Annotated in this window: 12 protein-coding genes and 1 pseudogene; 7 read left to right on the top strand and 6 right to left on the bottom strand. The window is 75.4% G+C overall.

What is annotated here, in order from left to right; genetic code table 11:
• Positions 1–251 precede the first annotated feature (251 nt).
• The 6 genes from ACIQVD_RS26770 (at position 252) to ACIQVD_RS26745 (ending at position 7,140) form a co-directional block, all read left to right on the top strand.
• Entirely contained in the window at positions 252–1,442 is a 1,191-nt protein-coding gene (locus ACIQVD_RS26770; RefSeq protein ID WP_402291952.1) for an ROK family transcriptional regulator, read from the top strand.
• Between the two features lie 98 nt (positions 1,443–1,540).
• Entirely contained in the window at positions 1,541–2,914 is a 1,374-nt protein-coding gene (locus ACIQVD_RS26765; RefSeq protein WP_400692386.1) for an ABC transporter substrate-binding protein, read from the top strand.
• Position 2,915: 1 nt separating this feature from the next.
• On the top strand, positions 2,916–3,872 hold the full coding sequence (locus ACIQVD_RS26760; RefSeq protein ID WP_400692388.1) for a carbohydrate ABC transporter permease: 957 nt from the start codon (positions 2,916–2,918) through the stop codon (positions 3,870–3,872).
• A 4-nt stretch (positions 3,873–3,876) separates the two neighbouring features.
• Positions 3,877–4,770 carry a carbohydrate ABC transporter permease gene (locus tag ACIQVD_RS26755; protein WP_400692390.1) on the top strand — a complete coding sequence of 298 codons (894 nt, stop codon included), beginning with the start codon at positions 3,877–3,879 and terminating at the stop codon, positions 4,768–4,770.
• Between the two features lie 8 nt (positions 4,771–4,778).
• Positions 4,779–6,059, top strand: coding sequence for a 6-phospho-beta-glucosidase (locus ACIQVD_RS26750; protein ID WP_402292013.1), 1,281 nt, complete (start codon positions 4,779–4,781; stop codon positions 6,057–6,059).
• A 61-nt stretch (positions 6,060–6,120) separates the two neighbouring features.
• The gene (locus tag ACIQVD_RS26745) at positions 6,121–7,140 is read left to right on the top strand and encodes an N-acetylglucosamine kinase (RefSeq protein WP_400692393.1); all 1,020 of its coding nucleotides are present in this window, start codon (positions 6,121–6,123) and stop codon (positions 7,138–7,140) included.
• A 219-nt stretch (positions 7,141–7,359) separates the two neighbouring features.
• Here the strand turns inward: ACIQVD_RS26745 and ACIQVD_RS26740 are convergent, their stop codons facing one another.
• From ACIQVD_RS26740 to ACIQVD_RS26715, 6 genes are all read right to left on the bottom strand, one after another.
• On the bottom strand, positions 7,360–9,990 hold the full coding sequence (locus tag ACIQVD_RS26740; protein ID WP_402291951.1) for a hypothetical protein: 2,631 nt from the start codon (positions 9,988–9,990) through the stop codon (positions 7,360–7,362).
• Positions 9,991–10,082: 92 nt separating this feature from the next.
• Entirely contained in the window at positions 10,083–11,159 is a 1,077-nt protein-coding gene (locus tag ACIQVD_RS26735) for a UDP-N-acetylmuramate dehydrogenase (protein ID WP_402291950.1), read from the bottom strand.
• A complete protein-coding gene (locus tag ACIQVD_RS26730; protein WP_402291949.1) occupies positions 11,156–12,250 on the bottom strand; it encodes a serine hydrolase domain-containing protein in 1,095 nt (364 codons plus the stop codon). The genes ACIQVD_RS26735 and ACIQVD_RS26730 overlap by 4 nt, the downstream gene beginning before the upstream one ends.
• A complete protein-coding gene (locus ACIQVD_RS26725; protein WP_402291948.1) occupies positions 12,247–13,539 on the bottom strand; it encodes a UDP-N-acetylglucosamine 1-carboxyvinyltransferase in 1,293 nt (430 codons plus the stop codon). Before ACIQVD_RS26725 ends, ACIQVD_RS26730 begins: the two co-directional genes overlap by 4 nt.
• Positions 13,540–13,541: 2 nt before the next feature.
• The gene (locus tag ACIQVD_RS26720) at positions 13,542–14,282 is read right to left on the bottom strand and encodes a hypothetical protein (RefSeq protein ID WP_400692408.1); all 741 of its coding nucleotides are present in this window, start codon (positions 14,280–14,282) and stop codon (positions 13,542–13,544) included.
• Between the two features lie 260 nt (positions 14,283–14,542).
• A complete protein-coding gene (locus ACIQVD_RS26715; protein ID WP_402291947.1) occupies positions 14,543–15,859 on the bottom strand; it encodes a helix-turn-helix domain-containing protein in 1,317 nt (438 codons plus the stop codon).
• Positions 15,860–16,067: 208 nt separating this feature from the next.
• On the opposite strand from ACIQVD_RS26715, the pseudogene ACIQVD_RS26710 reads away from it, so the two are divergent.
• A pseudogene (locus ACIQVD_RS26710) lies at positions 16,068–16,832 on the top strand (protein phosphatase 2C domain-containing protein); the annotation flags it as partial.
• Between the last annotated feature and the right edge of the window lie 7 nt (positions 16,833–16,839).

Here is a 16,839-nt window from a genome sequence, read left to right as displayed (position 1 = left end):
GTTAATACACCGCGGCCGGCCCGGGCCGGGGGGGGGGCGGGCCCGGGGGGGGGGGGGGGGGGGGGGTGGTTCTCCCCGCGCCCCCGCCCCCGTCCCTTTTCCCCTTCCCCGCTCCGCCCGCGCCCGCTGCCCGCGCGCCGTCCGCGCGCCGCAGTCAACGAACAGGTCACGGACCGTTGACATCCACGGCTCGCGATTGGAAACTTTCCTAACAGTTGGCCGCAACCGCGTACGCAGAGGAGGATCGGGCCGTGACCACCCGAAAGACACCCCGTTCCCCGCTGGCCGGTACGCCGAGCCTGCTGCGGGCCATCAACGATCGTGCCGCGCTGGAGCTGCTGCTCGCGAACGGCCCGCTGTCCCGCACCCAGATCGGAAGCCTGACGGGGCTTTCGAAGCCGACCGCCTCGCAGCTGCTGGCCCGGCTGGAGGCGGTGGGGCTGGTGGTGCCGGTGGGCACGACCGCCGGCGGGCCGGGGCCGAACGCCCAGCTGTACCAGGTGAATCCGGCCGCGGGCTACGTCGCGGGCGTGGATGTGACCAGCACGACGGTGCGGGTCGCGGTCGCGGACGTCACCGGGACGACGCTGGCCGAGCACCGGGTGCCGACCAAGGGCTGGCCCGCGGCGGAGACGGTGGCGCGGGTCGCCGAGGCGGTCGCCGAGACGGTGCGCCGGGCGCAGCTCGCGCCGGGCTGCCTGCGCGAGGTGGTGGTCGGGATCGGTGGCGCGCCGGACCCGGTGACCGGGAAGCTGCGGTACGCCTCGCACCTGCCGGGCTGGCACTCGCCGCGGCTGGTGGAGGAGCTGGAGCAGGCCCTGGGCGCGCCGGTGTCGATCGAGAACGACGTGAACCTGGCCGCGGTCGCGGAACAGGCCGGCGGGGCGGCGGCGGGGTGCGAGGACTTCGTGCTGCTGTGGGCCGAGGAGGGCATCGGCGCGGCGATCGTGATCGCGGGCCGGCTGCACCGGGGTTTCACCGGGGGCGCGGGCGAGGTCGGCTACATGCCGGTGCCGGACGCCCCGGTGTCGTTGAGCTCCCGCCGGAAGGTGACCGGCGGGTTCCAGGACCTGGCCGGTGAGCCCGCGGTGCTGGCGCTGGCCCGCCGGCACGGGCTGCGCGGCGCCGACGCGGCGCAGGCGGTGGCCGGGGCCCTGGGCAGTGCCGAGGGCGAGGCCTTCCTGGCCGAGCTGGCCGAGCGGCTGGCGGTCGGGCTGGCGGTGATCGCCTCGGTGGTGGACCCGGAGCTGGTGGTGCTCTCCGGGGGGACGCCGACCGCGGGCGGTGAACGCCTGCGGGAGCTGGTCCAGGAGGCCCTGGGCCGGATGTCCATCCCGCGGCCGGAGGTGCGGCTGTCGGCCGTGCCGGGGTCGCCCGTCCTGACCGGCGCGCTGCAGCGCGCGCTGGCGAGCACCCGGGACGTCCTGTTCAGCACCCACTGACGCACTGACGCACGTTCGCACCCACTCCCCTTCCCCCCACGCGGGGTCGCCGGGCCCTGCCGCCCTGCCCTCGCCCCCTCCCCCAGGAGCGCCCTTCCGTGGACACGACCCGCAGATCCCCGCTCGCCCGCCGCCCGCTGGCCCGCCGCCCGCTGGCCGCGCTCACCGCGGCGGTCTGCACGACGCTGCTGGCCGCCGCCTGCACCGGCACCAACTCCGGTGGCGGGCAGGACGGTTCGGCGTCCGGCCAGGACGTGACGATCACCTTCTGGCACGGCTGGAGCCAGGACAACGAGGTGAAGGCGATCAACGACAACGTCGCCGCCTTCGAGAAGCTGCACCCCAACATCCACGTCAAGGTGGTCGGGAACATCGCCGACGACAAGGCCCAGCAGGCGCTGCGGGCCGGCGGCCCGGACGCCCCGGACGTGGTGTCCTCGTTCTCCACCGACAACGTGGGCCGGTTCTGCGCCTCGCACGTCTGGGCCGACCTCGGGCCGATGCTGCGGAAGGACGGCGTCGACCCGGCGAAGACCTTCCCGGCGGCGATGCTGGAGTACAGCCGCTACCAGGGCGACCAGTGCGCGCTGCCGCTGCTCGGCGACGCCTACGGCCTGTACTACAACAAGACCGCGTTCGCGGCGGCGGGCATCACCGCGCCGCCGAAGACCTTCGGCGAGTTCGCCGAGGACGCCGCCAAGCTGACCGTCCCGGACGGCGACTCGTTCAAGCAGCTGGGCTTCATGCCGAACTACCACGGCTACGAGACGGCGATCGCGCACTACCTCGGCCAGTACGGCAGCACGTACTTCGGACCGGACGGCAGGTCGAACGTGGCCACCGACCCGACCGTGACCGCGGCGCTCACCTGGCAGAAGCAACTCGTCGACAGGCTCGGCGGGTTCGACAAGCTGGAGAAGTACCGGACCGGGTTCGGCGACGAGTTCAGCGCCAAGAACCCGTTCACCACCGGGCAGGTCGCGATGAGCCTGGACGGCGAGTGGCGCACCGCCTCGCTGGCCGAGGACAAGCCGGACTTCGAGTGGGCCACCGCTCCGTTCCCGGTGCCGGACGACCAGGCGGCGGCCTACGGGCGCGGCTACCAGACCGGCACCATCGTCGGCATCGCCAACGGCTCGAAGAAGCAGACCGCGGCCTGGACCTTCGTCAAGTACCTGACCACCGACACCGACGCGGTGGTGTCCTTCGCCAACGCGATCCACAACGTGCCCAGCACCCTCGCCGCGCTGGACTCGCCGAAGCTGGACGCGGACCCGAACTTCCGCACCTTCGTCGACATCGCCAAGAACCCGAACTCCTCCACCACCCCGGCGAGCATCAACGGCGGCGCGTACCAGGTGTCGCTGCAGAACCTCAGCTACGCGGTGGAGTCCGGGCAGCAGACCGACCTCGGGGCGGGCCTGACGGCCACCGCCAAGGAGATCGACGACGCCGTCACCCAGGCGAAGTGACATGGCGACCGTGAGCTCCGCCCTCCCGCCGGCGCTGCGCCGCAAGCGCCGGCGGGAGCGGGCCAGGACACTGGCCTTCCTCTCCCCGTGGCTGGTCGGGTTCGGGTTCTTCTTCCTGTACCCGCTGGTGTCGACGGTCTACTTCTCGTTCACCAGCTACGACGGGTTCCTCCCGCCGACCTTCGCCGGGCTGCGGAACTGGGACTACGTCTTCGACAAGTACCCCTTCTTCTGGAAGGGCCTGGGCAACACCCTCTGGCTGGTCGCGGTGATGGTCTCGCTGCGGGTGGTGTTCGGGCTCGGCGTCGGGCTGCTGATCACCAAGGTGAAGTCCGGCGCCGGGTTCTTCCGCACCGCCTTCTACCTGCCGTACCTGGCCCCGCCGGTGGCCGCGACGATGGCGTTCGCGTTCCTGCTGAACCCGGGCACCGGGCCGGTCAACCACCTGCTGGGCGAGCTCGGCCTGCCGCAGCCCGGCTGGTTCACCGACCCGTCCTGGTCCAAGCCCGCCCTGACGCTGCTGGCGATCTGGGGCGTCGGCGACCTGATGGTGATCTTCATGGCGGCGCTGCTGGACGTGCCGACCGAGCAGTACGAGGCCGCCGAACTGGACGGCGCCGGGAGCCTCCAGCGCTTCCGGTACGTGACGCTGCCGAACATCTCGCCGATCGTGGTGTTCGCGGTGGTCACCGGCGTGATCCAGACCATGCAGTACTACACCCAGGCGATCGTCGCCGGGAAGGTCGCCTCCGGCGTGATCGGCGGCTCCGGCCAGCAGTTCGAGCCCGGCTACCCGGCCGGCTCCACCTGGACGCTGCCGCAGATGGTCTACAACCTCGGCTTCCAGCGCTTCGACTACGGCTCCTCCTGCGTCGTCGCACTCATCCTGTTCGCCCTCTCGATGGCGTTCACCGGCGTCCTGCTGCGCCGCAAGTCCGGTTTCCTGGCGGAGGACTGACCCCATGGCACTCGCTTCCACCCTCCCCCGCCGGCGCCCGCTGCCGGCCCCCGCCGCCGCCCGGGCCGCCCGCCGCCGCGCCGCCCTGCACTGGGTCGCGGTGCACTCCACCGCGATCGCCGCCGCGCTGTTCTTCCTGCTGCCGTTCGTGTTCGTCTTCCTCACCTCGGTGATGACCGACCACCAGGCGCTCACCTCCGACCTGTGGCCGCAGCACTGGCAGTGGTCGAACTACCGCAAGGTCTGGGACACCCCCGGCTTCCTCACCTGGTGGCGCAACACCCTGCTGTACGCGGGCGTCGGCACCGTGCTGACCGTGCTCTCCAGCCTGCCGGTGGCGTACGCGCTGGCCCGGTTCCGGTTCCGGGGCCGCAACCTGGCGCTGATGGCGGTGGTCGCGATGATGATGCTGCCGCCACAGGTCACGGTGATCCCGATGTACCTGTTCTGGGCCAAGCAGCTGCACCTGACCGGCACGCTGTGGCCGCTGATCGTCCCGATGGCGTTCGGCGACGCCTTCACCGTCTTCCTGCTGCGCCAGTTCCTGCTGACCATCCCCAAGGAGTACGTCGAGGCCGCCCGGATCGACGGCTGCGGCGAACTGCGCACCCTGCTGCGGGTGGTGCTGCCGATGGCCAGGCCGGCGATCGCCGCCGTCGCGCTGTTCCAGTTCTTCTCCTGCTGGAACGACTACTTCGGCCCGCAGGTCTACGCCTCCGAGAACCCGGGCGCCTGGACCCTCAGCTACGGCCTGGAGTCCTTCAAGGGCGCCCACCACACCAACTGGAACCTCACCATGGCGGCGACGCTGCTGGTGATGGCACCGGTGATCGTTCTGTTCTTCTTCGCGCAACGCGCCTTCGTCGAAGGCGTCACACTGACAGGGGTCAAGGGCTGATGTCCGCACTGAAGTTGGCAATCGTCGGCGGCGGTTCCACCTACACGCCGGAACTGATCGACGGGTTCGCGCGGCTGCGCGACACCCTGCCGATCCGCGAGCTGGTGCTGATCGACCCGGCGGCCGACCGGCTGGAGCTGATCGCCGGCCTGGCCCGCCGGATCTTCGCCAGGCAGGGCCACGGCGCCACCGTCACCACCGCCACCGACGTCACCGCGGGCGTCCGGGACGCCGACGCGGTGCTGCTCCAGCTGCGGGTCGGCGGGCAGGCGGCCCGCGACAAGGACGAGACCTGGCCGCTGGAGTGCGGCTGCGTCGGCCAGGAGACCACCGGCGCGGGCGGCCTCGCCAAGGCGCTGCGCACCGTCCCGGTGGTGCTGGACATCGCCGAGCAGGTCCGCCGCACCAACCCGGACGCCTGGATCGTCGACTTCACCAACCCGGTCGGCATCGTCACCCGCGCCCTGCAGACCGCCGGGCACAAGGCCGTCGGCCTGTGCAACGTGGCGATCGGCTTCCAGCGCAAGTTCGCCGCCCACCTGGGCGTCGACCCGGAGCTGGTGCGCCTGGACCACGTCGGCCTGAACCACCTGACCTGGGAGCGCGGCGTCACCCTGCTCGACGCCCCCGGCGCCGCCACCGGCCGCGAGGTGCTGCCGCAGCTGCTCGCCGAGCACGGCCCGGAGATCGCCGCCGACCTGCACCTGCCGCTGCCGGTGGTCCGCCGGCTCGGCGTCGTCCCCTCCTACTACCTGCGGTACTTCTACCAGCACGACGTGGTGGTCGAGGAGCTGAAGGTCAAGGGCTCCCGGGCCGCCGAGGTCGCCGCGATCGAGAAGCAGCTGCTGGAGATGTACGCCGACCCGGCCCTGGACACCAAGCCCGAGCTGCTCGGCAAGCGCGGCGGCGCGTTCTACTCCGAGGCCGCGGTGCAGCTGATCGCCTCGCTGCTGGGCACCGACGGCCGCACCACCGTCCAGGTGGTCAACACCCGCAACGACGGCGTGCTGCCGTTCCTGCCCGACGACGCGGTGATCGAGGTCCCGGCCGAGGTCGACGCCGCCGGGGTCCGCCCGCTGCCCCAGCGCCCGGTCGAACCGCTCTACGCGGGCCTGATCGCCAACGTCACCGCGTACGAGCACCTGGCGCTGGACGCCGCGCTGCACGGCGGCCGGGACCGGGTCTTCGACGCGCTGCTCGCCCACCCGCTGGTCGGGCAGATCGAACTCGCCGACCAGCTCACCGACCGGCTGCTGGCCCACAACCGCGACCACCTGAGCTGGGCGTGACCGGCACCATGGCGGAGTACCACCGCACCACCACCGAGCACCACCACGGGGGGACCGGCCGATGAGCCACTCCGCACACCTGCCCGGCGTCCTCGCCATCGACGCCGGCAACAGCAAGACCGACCTGGCCCTGGTCGGCGCCGACGGCACGGTGCTGGCCACCGCCCGCGGCGGCGGCTTCCAGCCGCAGCACACCGGCCCGGAGGCGGCCGTCGCCGCGCTCGCCCCGCTGGTCGACGACCTGGCCCGGCAGGCCGGCGTCGAACCGCGCCCCGACGGGCGGCCGCTGACCGACCACGTCAGCGCCTGCCTGGCCAACGCGGACCTGCCGATCGAGGAGCAGCAGCTGCACGAGGCGATATCCGGCCACGGCTGGGGCGCCTCCGCGCACGTCGCCAACGACACCTTCGGCCTGCTGCGGGCCGGCACCGACGGGCCGCTGGGCGTCGCGGTGGTCTGCGGCGCGGGCATCAACTGCGTCGGCCTGCGGCCCGACGGGCGCACCGCCCGCTGGCCCGCGCTCGGCCAGCTCACCGGCGACTGGGGCGGCGGCGGCGGGCTCGCCGCCGAGGCGATGTGGCACGCGGCCCGGGCCGAGGACGGCCGCGGCCCGGCCACCCTGCTCTCCCCCATGATCGGCGCGCACTTCGGACTGGCCGGGGCCAACGCCTTCGCCGAGGCCATGCACCTGGGCCGGATCGACCGGGCCCGGCTGCACGAGGTCGCCCGGGTGCTGTTCGCGGCCGGCACCGCGGGCGACCCGGTCGCGCTCGACCTGATCGACCGCCAGGCCGACGAGGTGGCCCGGCTCGCGGTGATCGCGCTGACCAGGCTGGACCTGCTCGACCGGCCGGTGCCGGTGGTGCTCGGCGGCGGGGTGCTGGCCTCCCGGCAGCCGCTGCTGCTCGACAACCTGACCGCCCGGCTGGCCGCGGACGCCCCGCTCGCCGAACCGCGCGTGGTGGTCGCCCCACCGGTGCTCGGCGCGGCCCTGCTGGGCCTGGACCACCTGGGCGCCGACCCCGCCGCGCACCGCCGGCTGCGGGACGGGTACCCGACCGCCCACCCGATAGCGGCCTGACCGGCCGGACCGGCCGGACCGGTCGGACCGGCCGGACCGGTCGGACCGGCCGGACCGGTCGGACCGGTCGGACCGGTCGGACCGGTCGGACCGGTCGGCGGCGGCCCGGGCGCCGCCCCCGCGACCGCCGCCGGCGGGAACGGTCGAGGCACCGCACATGCCCCGACCGCTCCCGCCGGCGGTTCCGTCCTCCCGCAGGGCGCGGATCGGCTCCGCGGGTCAGCTCCGGCGGGTGCGCTCCCGTCGGACGTGCCCCCGTCGGGCGGCCAGCAGCACCGCGCCGCCGATCAGCAGCAGCACCGCGACCACACCCGCGGCGGCGGCCGGCGCACCGGTGCCGGGCAGCTCGGGGCCGTGGTGGTCGTCGTGGTGCGGGGGCTTCGGTGTCGGGCTCGGGCTCGGGCTGGGGCTGGGGCTGGGGCTGGGGGCGTCGACGGTGACGGTGGCGCTCGCCGTGTTGTCGGACGGGTCGGTGTCGGTCTGGTCGAGGCCGGTCAGCGTCGCGGTGTTGGTGTGGGTGCCGGGCGCGGTGGCGCGGGCGGTGAGGGTGAGCCGGGCCTGCGCGCCGACGGCCAGGTCGCCGATCGTCCAGCGGCCGGTGGCCGCCGCGTACCCGCCGGTGTCGGGCTCGGCGCGGACCGGTTCCAGGCCGGGCGGGAGCAGGTCGGTGAGGACCAGGCCGGTGGCGGGCGCGGGGCCGTCGTTGGCGGCGGTGACGGTGAACACCACCTGCCCGCCGAGCCCGGGGCGCGGGTGGTCGACGCTCTTGCCGACCACGATGTCGGTGTCGGTGAGCGGCCGGACGGTGGCGCTCGCGGTGTTGTTCGCCGTCACCGGGTCGTCCTGGTCGGCGGCCGTGACGGTGGCGGTGTCGGTGGCGGGCGCGGCGGCGTCCAACCGGACCGACAGGGTGAGCCGCACGGAGCCGCCGACGGGCAGCGCGGGCACCGTCCAGCGTCCGGTGGCCGGGTCGTAGGCGGTGCCGGGGGCGGCGGTCGGGGTGAGCAGCGTGGTACCGGCGGGGACGGGGTTGTCGACGACGGCGTTGGTCGCGTCGGCCGGGCCGTCGTTGCGCAGGGTGACGGTGAAGGTGGTGGTGGAGCCGACCGGCAGCACCTGCGGGTCGGCGTCCACGGTGACGGCGAGGTCGGCGACCGCGACCACCGGGACGACCGCGGTGGACGGGGCGGCCTCGACGGACTGCCCGATCGGGGAGACCGCGGTGGCGGTGGCGGTGTTGCTGAACGAGCCGGCCGCCAGGTCCTGTTCGGTGACGGTGTGGCTGCCGGTGCAGACCACCGAGCCGCCGGGCTCCACCACCGAGGCCGGGCAGGCCAGGTCGGTGATCCCCGGGTCCTGGACCACCAGGGTGGAGAGGGTGGAGCCGCCGGTGTCGGTGGCGGTGAAGGTGTAGTCGACCACCTGGCCGACGGTGTGCGGGCCGGGGGTGACGGCCCGCTTGTCGAGGGTCAGCGCCGAGACCAGCGGCACGGTGACGGTGACCGGCCCGGCGGCGACCGGGTCGCCGATGGCCGGGGTCGCGGCGGCGGTCGCGGTGTTGACGACCCGTCCGGCGGCGACGTCCTGTTCGGTGACGGTGTGGCTGCCGGTGCACACCACGGTCGAACCGGGCGCGGGCGCGGGCGGCAGGGTGGTGGCCGGGCAGCTCACCGGGGCCAGCCGGTCGTCGCTGACGGTCAGCGAACCCACCTCCACCGCACCGGCGTTGGTGACCACGTACTGGTACGGGATCACCGTCCCGGCGGTGATCACCGCGGGCAGCGGCGGGCCGGTCCGGTCGACCTGCTTGACCAGGTCGAGCGCGCCCAGCGGCAGGATCGAGGAGGCCGTGACGTTGCGGATCAGGTGGACGTCGGTGGAGCCGCCGGTGGAGGCGCTGAACCCGAACTTGTAGGTGGACGGCAGTCCGGCCGGGGCCGGCCGGTCCAGCACCCGGTGCCAGCCGGTGCCGTCCTGGAAGTCGATCTGGACGATCACCCGGGGGTCGGGCGCGGGCGTGATCTGCACGTTGACGGTGCGCTTGGCGACCGCCGGGTCGGTGGTGCCGAACGGCGCGCCCAGGCTGCCGGGCAGCGTGGTCGCGGCCCGCGGCGGGGCACCGGCCGGTGCCTCGGTGGTGGACGCCAGGTAGCAGTAGCCGGAGATGCCGGCGCCCGGGCCGCGCAGGGTGACCGCGTTCGGCGCGACCGGGCCGTCCTGCTTCACCGGCGACTGCTGGCCGGTCGGGCAGTCCGCGCCGCGGTTCTCGCCGTCGTTGTAGAAGTTGCCGTACATGTCCAGGCCCACGCCCAGGTAGCCGCCGACCACGCCGGGGCTGAGGTTGCGCTGCGCGTAGCCGAGGCTGCCGCCGTCCGCGCCCTTGGAGTCCAGCGGGGTCGCGCCGTCCACCAGGTAGAACCCGATGCCGTCGCCGGGCTGCGCGTTGCCGCCGTACTGGTACTGCTCGAAGGTCACCGACAGGCCCGCCGAGGCGGGCACCGGGCGGCGGTACAGCATCGAGCCGCCGACGAACCCGGCCGCGTCGTTGAGCTGGAGGTAGCCGGGCGTCACCCCGGGCACCGGCGCGGCCGGGGTGCCGCCGGCCGGGCAGGACGGGACGGGCGCGGTGCCCGGCGCGGGCGTGCTCCCGGGGGGCGCGCCGGTCAGGCAGGTGTCGCCCAGCGGCTCCCAGGACGGGTCGGCGATCGAGGCGCCCGCGAAGGTCTCGTCGACGATCACCGTCCCGCCGGTCGGCGGGTCCGCCGCCGCCCGCGGCCCGGCCACCAACGGCCCCGCCGCCAGCAGCAGCGCCAGCATCCCCCGCGCCACCCCGCGCACCCGTCCCGCCATCCGCTCTCCCACCGCACCTCGCGCCCCGTCCGCCCCGGTCGGGGCCGCACGAGCCTAGGCACCCGGCCCGCCCCCGCCCGCCCAGTGCGCCATCAGTGGGCGCGCCGAGCCGCGCCGGGCCGGGGACTCCCGTCCGGGGAGGCGCCGCCGACCGCGACGGGTTCGGGGTGCAGCACGACTCCGGTGGCCGCCTCGACCCGGGCCGCGAGGTCGGCCAGGACGCGGGTGAACCCGCTCGCGGTGGCGCCGTCGTGGGCGGTGAGGGTGAGGGCCCGGTGCGGCGAGCAGCGGATTCCGTCGGCGATCCGGTGGCCGGGGCGGCAGCCGACGAGTTCGAGCAGCCAGCCCGCGCTCGCCCGCAGCCGCCCGTCGCCGTCGGGGTGGACGGGGCAGCCGGCCGCCGACCAGCGGGCGGCCGCGACGGCGGTGACGGGCGGGTTGAGGAAGACCGAGCCGACCTGGCGGGCGTCGTGGCCGTGCGGGTCGAGCAGCAGGCCGCGGCGGCGGCGGTCGGCCAGGACGGCGCGGGTGACCTCGGCGACGGGCGGACGGTCGCCGGGACGGGCCCCGAGTTCCTCGGCGAGCGGACGGTGGGCGACGGGGGCGGCGGGGCCGCGGGTGAGGCGGACGGTGACGGTGAGGACGGTCCAGCGGCCGGGGTCGTCCTTGAAGCGGCTGTGCCGGTGGCGCAGGCGGCAGGCCCGGGCGGGCAGGGTCCGCAGCAGGCCGGTGTCCCAGTCCCAGGCGGTCAGGTGGTCGAGGACGTCGGAGAGCTGCTGCCCGTAGGCCCCGGTGTTCTGGACGGGGGCGGCGCCGACGGTGCCCGGCACCCCGGCCAGGCACTCGATCCCGGCCAGCCGCTCGGCGGCGGCCCAGGCGGTGAGGTCGGCGAGCGGGTGCCCGGCCTGCACCGCCGCCAGGACGGTGCCGTCGTCCTGCTCCTCCGCGGTGATGCCCCGGGTGTCGAGCACCGCGACGGTGCCGGCGTGCCCGGCGTCGGCGGCGACGACGTTGCTGCCGTGGCCGAGCACGAGCGGGCGGCGCTCTCCCCGGTGGTGGACGGTGCGGACCAGTTCCGGCCAGTGGCCGGGGTCGCGGAGCCGCAGCGGCTCCGCGATCGGGCCGCCGAGTCGCAGGGTGGTCAGGTCGGCGAGCGTGCTGCCGGTCACGGGGCGGCCTCCCGGGGGTCGGCGTCGACCGCGGCCAGGGCGAGGGCGCGCAGCGGGGCGAGGCGGGTGCGGTTGTCCCGGTGGTGGTAGACGGCGTTGGTGCACAGGGCCAGGTAGCGGCCGGTCGCCGGGGAGAGGTAGAGGCTGGTGCCGGTGAAGCCGTGGTGGTGGGCGGTCCGGCCGTCCCCGGTGACGGTCCAGGCCAGGCCGCGGTGCAGCCCGTCCCCGATCGCGGCGGCCGGGCGCAGGCTCACGGCCAGCCAGCGGCCGAGCGTCCCGCCGTCGGCGTGGGAGCGCAGCAGGGCGGCGGCGAAGGCGGCGAGGTCGGCGGGGGTGCTGAAGACACCGGCGTGTCCGGCGACCCCGCCGAGCAGGGCGGCGTTGTCGTCGTGCGGGATGCCCCACAGGCGGGGGGCGCCGGGCAGGCGGCGCTCGGTCGGGGCGAGGCGGGCGGAGCGGGTGAGCGGGCCGTAGGCGGTGGCGGCCAGGCCGAGGGCGTTCCACCGGCTCGCGGCGAGGTCGTCCAGGCGGCGGCCGAGGACGTGCGCGAGGGCCAGGCCGAGCAGGACGAATCCCCGGTTGATGTAGCGGTGCTCGGTTCCGGGCTCGGCGATCAGCGGTTCGGCGCAGAGCAGTTCGGCGAGCGGCTCGGTGCGGCCCCGGTACTGGTCGAGGCGGGTGTCGGCGCGCAGTCCGGAGGTGTGGGTGAGGATCTGCCGGGGCGTCACCCGCCCGCCCGGGGCGTCCGCGCCGATTCCCGGCAGCAGGTCGCGGACGGGGGTGTCCAGGGTGAGGGGCGGCCGGAGCGAACTGCCGGTCACCGTCCAGGTGGCCAGGACCTTCGTCAGCGAGGCGACGTCGTACACGGTGTCCGGTCCGGGCGGGGCGTCCCCGCACTCGGGGGCGACGACGCCCGCGGTCAGGTAGCCGGGCGCGGTGTCGGCGGTCCCGTGGGCGATGACGCCGCCGGGGACGGTGCCGTCGGCGGTCAGCAGGTCGAGCTGTTCGTGCAGGGCGGCGAGCACGGCCGGCTCGAACGGTGTCGGGGCGGTCCGGGTCGGGGCGGTCCCGCTGGGGTCGAGTGGGATCACGGGCACTCCTGATCAGTCGTCAATTCGGCTCCGAGGAGGGAGAGTTTGGTCAGCAGTTCGCCGTACCCGCGCCGCAGGTGGTACAGGCCCCGGACCGTGGAGGTGCCGTCGGCGGCCAGGGCTGCGAGCACCAGGGCGGTCGCCGCCCGGATGTCGTCCCCGGTCACGTCGGCGGCCCTGAGCGGGGTGCGGCCGCGGACGGTGATCACCGGACCGTCGGCCCCGACACCGGCGCCCAGGGCGGCCAGCGGGGCGAGGTGGCTGTCGCGCCGGGGGTAGACCCGCTCCTCGATCCGCGAGGTGCCGTCGGCCTGGGTGAGGTAGGCGGTCAACTGGGGCTGCACGTCGGTCGGGTAGCCGGGGTGGGGGCCGGTGGCCAGCCGGACGGGGCGCGGCCCGGCCGGTGCGGTGACGACCGTCCCGCCGTCGAGGGGGTCGAGGCGGAGACCGGCGTCGGCGAACGCCGCCAGCAGCCCGTCGGGGAACGCGGCGGCGGGGAAGCGGGCGAGGTGGACGGTGCCGCCGGTGATCGCGGCGGCCAGCGCGAGCGTCGCGGCCTCCAGCCGGTCCGGCGGGACGGTGAACTCCCCGCCCGCGATCCGGTCCGCGCCGGTGACGTGCAGGGCGGCGCGGCCCTGCCACTCGATGCCGACCCCGGAGCGGGCCAACAGTGCGGCGGTGTGGGTGACTTCGGGTTCCACGCTGGGGTTGAGGACGGTGGAGGTGCCCCGGGTGCGGGCGGCCAGCAGCGCCGCGGTGACCGTGGCGCCCAGGCTCGGCCCCCAGCCGCCCGTCCCCGCGTCGGTGACGAACGGCCGGCGGTGGCCCGAGGTCCGCGCCCGCACCAGGCCGCCGTCCAGTTCGACCTCGGCCCCGGCCGCCGCCATCGCCGCGAGGTGCCGGTCGATCCGGCGGACGCAGAAGGCGTCGCCGCCGGGGACGGGGAAGGTGACCCGTCCGGCCCGGGCCAGGAGCGCGCCGGCCAGGACCGCGGTGGTCCGGATGCGCCGCCCGAGGCGGTCGGGGACGACCGGCAGGTAGACGTCGGCGGGGCGGGTGGTGAACGCGTCGCCGCTGACGGCGGTGCGGGTTCCGGTGCGGTTCAGGATCTCGGCCACCACTCCGGTGTCCAGGATCGCGGGCGCACCGTGCAGGGTGAGCGGTTCGTCGGCGAGGAGCGCGGCGGCGTACAGGTGCAGGGCGGTGTTCTTGCTGCCCTGCACGGGCACGGTGCCGGCGAGACGGCGGCCGCCGGTGATGTGCACGGCGCTCGCGTCGGTGGTGGGCACGGTCACCTTCCCTGGCTGCCGACGGGGAAGAAGCCCCCGATCTGGGTCCGGGGGTGGAGCAGGGTGTGTGCGCCGATCAGGGTGGCGGGCTGGAGCACGGTGCCGGCGGGAACGATCACGCCGTCGCCGATCACCGCGCCGAACTTGGTCTGGCCGGTGTGCACCCGGTGCCCGTCGAGACGGGCGCACACCTCCTCGGTGGCCGGTTCGGTGACCGGGCCGGAGGTGGTGCGCAGGCCCGTGGTGGAGACGAACGCGCCGATGTTGACGCCGGTGCCGAGCACGGAGTCGCCGACGAAGCCGGCGTGCTTCATGAAGACGCCGCCGACCAGCAGCGAGCGGGTGACCTCGGCGCCGAACCCGATCCGGCAGCCGGGGCCGACCACGGTGTTGTCGCGCACCCGGGCCCCGGCCCCGACCACCGCGCCGGGACAGACCAGTACGGGTCCGGTGACGTGGGCGCCCGCGGCGACGACGGCCCCGGCGGCCACGATCACCCGGCCCCGGACGGTCGCGCCGGGCTCGACCGTCCCGGCGGTCTCCGGCAGCGGGACGCCCAGCCGTCCGGCCAGCAGTTCGGCGACGGCCGGCTTGATGTCGAACACCGTGGGGCAGCGGCGCAGCAGGTCCCGCACGACCGGGTCGGTGACCCGTGCGGTGTCGATGTAGTAGGCGGGGGCGATGCGGTGGTCGATGCGGTCCGGGGCGGTGGCGGTCGTGGGCGCGTCGGTGAGCCGGGACACGGCCGGTCTCCTCTCGGGCGAACGAGTGGAAGGTGAGGCGTTCCCCAGTGAACCCCCGGGCCGGCGGCCGGTTCCGCAGCCCGGCTACGGGCCGTGGTCCGGCTGCGGGTCGGTCGGCTGCGGGTCGGTCCGGCTGCGGGCCGTAGCCGGGCTACGGATCGGCCTGGTCGGCGCCGCTGCTCCGGCGGGGGGCCGGTCGGCCGTGACCCGTGGTCCGGCTGCGGGTCGGCCGGCTGCCAGCCGGGGCTCCGGCCGCGGGTTCAGGCGGTCGGCACGCCCGCGCGGGCGGCGAAGTCGCGGATGCCGGGGAGGGTGCGGTCGTGCCGGAGCAGGCCGGTGGCGAGGGCGCGGACCGCGCTGCGGCGGACCTCCTGCGGGGCGGCCTGCTCGGCGGCCAGCAGGGCCCGGTAGCAGCGTTCGGGCTTGCCCCACTGGTCGAACGCGCGGGCCACGTCGACGAAGAAGCGGGCCTGCCGCTCGGCGGTCGGCAGGGCGGCCGGGTCGATCGTGGCGGCCAGGGCGATCGCCTTGCCCGCGTCGCCCAACTCGTAGTGCACGGACAGTTCGTGGAGGGCGACGCCCCGGACGCCGTCCACCTGGCCGGAGGCCCGGCCGGCCGCCGCCGCGCTGTCGGCGGCCTCCCGGATCAGGGCGTGCGCGTAGGAGCGGTCGCCGGACTTCGCGGCGGTGTAGGCCGCGGTGGCGTACAGGTCGCCGCGGGCGGCCAGCCGGGCGCGTTCGGGCACCGTGCGGTCCGCGCGCAGGTCCTCGGCCGCGACCACCGCGATGTCCGTCGCGCGGGCCAGGCCGCCCTGCCGGCGCCAGGCGCTGGAGACCATCCGCTGGGCCTCGGCGACGACCAGCGGGTCGCCGCCCAGCCGGGCGGCGGTCAGCGCGCGGTCGGCGGTGACGGCGACCAGGTTGTCCGTGCCGACCTTGATGCACAGCCGCACCGCGAGGTTGTAGAGCCGGGCGACGTTCCGGGCCCGCTCCTCGGACCTGCCGACCAGTTCGGCGGCGGCGATCCGGCCGGGCAGCGCGCGGGCCAGGTCCTCGTACCGCGCCGCCCTGAACTCCTGACGCGAGGTCAGCAGGTCGACCGCGACGGTCTCCCGGGTCGGCTCGCGGTGGGGCGCCGGGACCCGCCCCGCCCCGTACAGGAGGAGGTCCTCCAGCCCGTTCAGCGGCGTCCGCTGCTCGGCGTGCGCGGCCTGCGGGCCGATGGCGGGGGCGAAGAGGGCGGCAGCCGCCAGGGTCAGGAACGGGCGGCGTCGCACATCGTCCTCCTCGGCAGCGGAAGTGCTCGTCAGCGTAACGGAGGCGCTCTTCCGGGTACGTGATCGCGGCCGACCGGCGGCGGGCTGCGGCAGCGCGATCAGCTCGGACAGCTCGGCGCCCAGCGCCCCGGCCAGCCGCTGGAGCAGCGTCAGGTCCTTGACCTGCTGCATGTCCCGTTCGACCTGGGACATCCAGTCCTCGCTGCGGCCGAGTTCGGCCGCGAGCCGGATCTGCGTCCAGCCCAGGCCGGCCCGGCGCTGCGCGATGAACCTGCCGAACGTGACCCCGCTGCCCCGCACGTCGCCTCCCGGAGCGTGTCCCCCCTCGTCGAGAACCGCCAACGTACCGGCGGACGGGCACCCGACCCGCCGGAACCCGCGGGGTTTCCCGGGGACTCTTTGCGGAAAGGGCGCGGCCTCCCGTGGCCGGCCCGGGATTGGCCTTCACCTTCGGGGAAGGGCCGGCATCGGTGGGGCCGGCCGGACGGGCCGGTGCGAGGAGGGCGGGATGGAGCTGCTGACCGTCGGGGCGTGCGCCCGGGCGGCCCGGCTGTCGCCGAAGGCGCTGCGGCTGTACGACGAGCCGGGGTTGCTGCGGCCGGTCGAGGTCGATCCGGTGACGGGCTACCGGCGGTACGCGCCGGGGCAGTTGGAGCGGGCCCGGCTGGTGCTGTGGTTGCGCCGGCTGGTGCTGGAGCTGGCGCCCACCCGGGCGGCCGAGGAGGTCGCCCGGTACTGGGAGCGGGTGCGGGCGGAGACCGAGGCCCGCCGGGAGCTCGCCGCACTCCTCGTCGACCATCTTCCGGGAGAGCGGGACGACATGACGGGGAGATGACGGAGAGGGACAGGGTGAACGGGACGGGTGCGCTGCGGATCCGGTACGCGGCCCGTTCGGACGCGGGGCTGGTCCGGGAGCGCAACGAGGACGCCGCGTACCCGGGGCCGGGGCTGGTCGCGGTCGCGGACGGGATGGGCCCGGAGGGCGGGGGCGGCCTGGCGAGCACGGCCGCGATCGTCGCACTGCGCGAACTGGATTTGCCTGCCCGGGAGTTGCCCGCCGGGGAGCTGCCGAACGCGTTGGAGGACGCGCTGGCCGGGGTCGGCGGAAAGGTGGGGGCGGCGGCCCGGCCGCCCGGCGCGGGGACGACGCTGACGGCGGTGCTGCGGTCGGGCGCGGCTAGCGCTGGTGCACATCGGCGACAGCCGGGCCTACCTGTTGCGCGGCGGCGAGCTGTACCTGGCCACCCACGACCACACCCCGGTGCAGTCACTGAGTCTTT

Origin of the sequence: Kitasatospora sp. NPDC090308, from assembly GCF_044769485.1 — a bacterium.
Taxonomy (GTDB): domain Bacteria; phylum Actinomycetota; class Actinomycetes; order Streptomycetales; family Streptomycetaceae; genus Kitasatospora; species Kitasatospora fiedleri.
Note: the sequence above shows the minus strand (reverse complement) of the source record. Positions and strands in the feature narration are given on the sequence as shown.

Coding starts and splice junctions, on each gene's coding strand:
- ACIQVD_RS26760 (WP_400692388.1), top strand. CDS start 2,916: ATGGCGACCGTGAGCTCCGCCCTCCCGCCGGCGCTGCGCCGCAAGCGC.
- ACIQVD_RS26755 (WP_400692390.1), top strand. CDS start 3,877: ATGGCACTCGCTTCCACCCTCCCCCGCCGGCGCCCGCTGCCGGCCCCC.
- ACIQVD_RS26745 (WP_400692393.1), top strand. CDS start 6,121: ATGAGCCACTCCGCACACCTGCCCGGCGTCCTCGCCATCGACGCCGGC.
- ACIQVD_RS26740 (WP_402291951.1), bottom strand. CDS start 9,990: ATGGCGGGACGGGTGCGCGGGGTGGCGCGGGGGATGCTGGCGCTGCTG.